The 3,408-nt window shown below is 29.3% G+C and carries 1 protein-coding gene, 1 pseudogene and 1 CRISPR repeat array; of the genes and pseudogenes, one reads left to right on the forward strand and one right to left on the reverse strand.

Going from position 1 to position 3,408, the window contains the following annotated elements; genetic code table 11:
* Positions 1–157 precede the first annotated feature (157 nt).
* Entirely contained in the window at positions 158–1,009 is an 852-nt protein-coding gene (locus tag CD118_RS11240; RefSeq protein WP_050345677.1) for a hypothetical protein, read from the forward strand.
* 515 nt (positions 1,010–1,524) lie between these two features.
* Positions 1,525–2,681: a CRISPR direct-repeat array (repeat unit 36 nt; unit sequence GTTTCATTTATACCTAAAATTACAGAGTACTAAAAC).
* A 174-nt stretch (positions 2,682–2,855) separates the two neighbouring features.
* On the opposite strand, the pseudogene CD118_RS11245 reads toward CD118_RS11240, so the two are convergent.
* A pseudogene (locus CD118_RS11245) lies at positions 2,856–3,408 on the reverse strand (hypothetical protein); the annotation flags it as partial.

Raw genomic sequence — 3,408 nt, forward strand, 5'->3', positions numbered from 1 at the left:
ATAACAGATATCATTCTCCGTGGTATCTGTCTTTTTATTATTCAAAAATATTTTCACTTTACACATGCATGAAATTAGACATTCATTTAAAATTAACATAAGATAAATATTAACTTATATCTCATTACAACAAGGTTATGAAAGGAGGATAAATGCCATGTCAATTATGATTTGGGTTATCATATCTGCCTTATTTATTATTGTCTTGCTCAGTTTATTGCGTGTTAAATTTTATCAAAATAAATTAGAAGTTGAGCTTTATACAAAGAGTCAGCTGTTAAATAAAATTTCTAAAATGAAGCAAGAAAAATATCAATTCCAAACTAAAGAAAAAGATTCAAGTGAATACCATCTCGACTTGCGCCGCGCCAAACAGACGTTAACTCAAGATTTGGATGCACTTGTTGATGATGAGAAAATCCGCCATTATCGTATATTTACTACAAGTCAAATTGCACCTAAGAATACGATATATCCTTTTATTTCGCAGTTTGATATCCTTGTAGTCACAAATATTGGTTTAATTCTGTTGAATCTTAAAGCTTTAAAAGCAAAAACATTTTATCACTTTGAAGGACGCTTACCTTTAAAAGATGAAAGTGACATTCATCAAATTGTTGGTCATTACATTGCCCACCAATACCACAACCAATTTCAATCAGAATTAAGAACCCACTATACATTTAGTGAAAATATTCACGAGAATGAAGTGACGTATCAATTTAACAAATATGATCCATATGAAATGGCTGAAAAAGCAACACAAAACCTGCAAACGCATTTTGAATCCTTAGTAGATGTACCAGTTTCTACAATTGGGGTTATTTACTGTGCGAAACAAAATGGAGAGCGTATCGATGGCGATGCGACACCATATAGTCAAGTTTATACTTGTGAAAACAACCAAGATTTCAAAAATGCTTTACAACAATTTATTGCCACAACACATAGTAACCTTTCAGATGCATCATATGAACAAGTAATTAACAATATTGAACATAATAATTAAATTCTGAATTTTAGTGTATTCATTCTACAAGTACTTTAAAAATAAAAGCTCATTGATGTATATAGCAGATTCACATCAATGAGCTTATACTTTTATAGACAAAGCTACCGTATTGTTTATGTCACAACGTTTGCCAGTAGCAAGAATACTTGTCAATTGATTTTAGTATTATTGTATTTTTCATATATTGAATTATATGAGTCTTGAACAATTTTAAAATTTGTTCTAATTTGTTTACTAAACTTACAGTACTACATATAAAGATACAAGTTTTATAATCATTTACATAGTTATAATCATAATTAAGATTCTTGTCTCTTTTTAATATCAAATGTTAAAAACATTCACAAATTTTTCTCTGCCTTTTTGTGCTATACAATCAATAAAAAGCACGAGGTATCTTAGAAAACATCTCTGTCTTTATTATAAACAGATTTTATAACAATCCGTGATTAGTATTCATTTAAAATTGCTGAGTACTAAAACCTTCCGAATCCATTTCAGCGCAATAAACAGTTTCATTTATACCTAAAATTACAGAGTACTAAAACGTTTTGCGTTCTTGCGAATACATGCGTTTAGTTTCATTTATACCTAAAATTACAGAGTACTAAAACACTTACGTTCAGAATTAAAAGCAAAAGAAGGTTTCATTTATACCTAAAATTACAGAGTACTAAAACTATCCATTGAATCGCCAGAAACCTTTAAACGTTTCATTTATACCTAAAATTACAGAGTACTAAAACTAGTCATGCTGCAGTGCGTGAGGGTAATTAGTTTCATTTATACCTAAAATTACAGAGTACTAAAACGCTCCCGTCGTTTGATAAAACCAAACATCAGTTTCATTTATACCTAAAATTACAGAGTACTAAAACTTGCGGTTCAAGTATCACTGTTTCGGCTGCGTTTCATTTATACCTAAAATTACAGAGTACTAAAACAGAGAAACAATACATTGAGTTGCTAACTCGGTTTCATTTATACCTAAAATTACAGAGTACTAAAACCGTAAACTAATTGCATTTTTCCGTTATTTGTTTCATTTATACCTAAAATTACAGAGTACTAAAACTGCGGATAAACTCACAAATATTCTTGATAAGTTTCATTTATACCTAAAATTACAGAGTACTAAAACCCACACAAAGATACACGGCCGGGTAACAATAGTTTCATTTATACCTAAAATTACAGAGTACTAAAACTAACTTCTTTTGCACGTTTAACCGTCATTTGTTTCATTTATACCTAAAATTACAGAGTACTAAAACACCGCGTGCTATAAAAAGCATAATATGTTTGTTTCATTTATACCTAAAATTACAGAGTACTAAAACTGCTTCGATTATGCAAACACTGGATGGAAAGTTTCATTTATACCTAAAATTACAGAGTACTAAAACATCCTAGAATCTTTGCCATTTTAATAAATTGTTTCATTTATACCTAAAATTACAGAGTACTAAAACCTTCTTGCGAACTATTAAATATCCAAGCCTGTTTCATTTATACCTAAAATTACAGAGTACTAAAACTATCACGACCATCGATTTGCCACATTTTAGTTTCATTTATACCTAAAATTACAGAGTACTAAAACTCAGGCGAACCTGCAAGAACAACAGAGATTGTTTCATTTATACCTAAAATTACAGAGTACTAAAACCTCTAGCTATAATTATAGCTTATTTTTATGATTATTATAAGCAAGTTTATGCTAGACATTTTTAAATTTTCGTTTAATTTTGTTTAAAATAATCTAGAAGCGCTTGATTAATCGATTGATTTACAAGTCAATTGACCAAGCGCTAGAACCTTTCCCTTTAATAGGCGTTTAGATTTATTTATTAAACTTCAAATCATACATTTTGATATATTTCGCTACAGCAATCGGTAAATTATCATAATGGATATCCAATTCAAAATCTTGTTTTGCATGTTTAAGGTATCTTACAACAACATAGATATCTATTGGCTCAAACACAATGATATCAGCTAAATTATAATTTGAAATCTTCGGAGTTAATTCAATGACCTCTTGATATAATTGAATAATTTTTTCTAAGCTACGTTTAATTTCATGCTTTTCAAAATTAAGTGGTGCATCCCACACCAAGTGATCAATAAACTCTGCTGTCAATAATTGCTTTTCATTTCTAATATAATTCATATGCGCTAAATCATGAGCTATAAAATGTTTAGACCCTGTTAATACAATTATTGGAACCCCTAATCCCTCTAAAATATTTCTAAATCGAATTTGTTCTTTCGGACTTAGATTAGATTCGGGATAGCAATAAATCAATAATGTTTTATTATTAGATTGATAATTTAACTCTTCAACAATTAAAGGTATGAGTGATTCTAATCTGACAATTAAGCGACTATATTCA

This window comes from Staphylococcus coagulans, from assembly GCF_002901995.1.
GTDB classification, from domain to species: Bacteria; Bacillota; Bacilli; order Staphylococcales; family Staphylococcaceae; genus Staphylococcus; species Staphylococcus coagulans.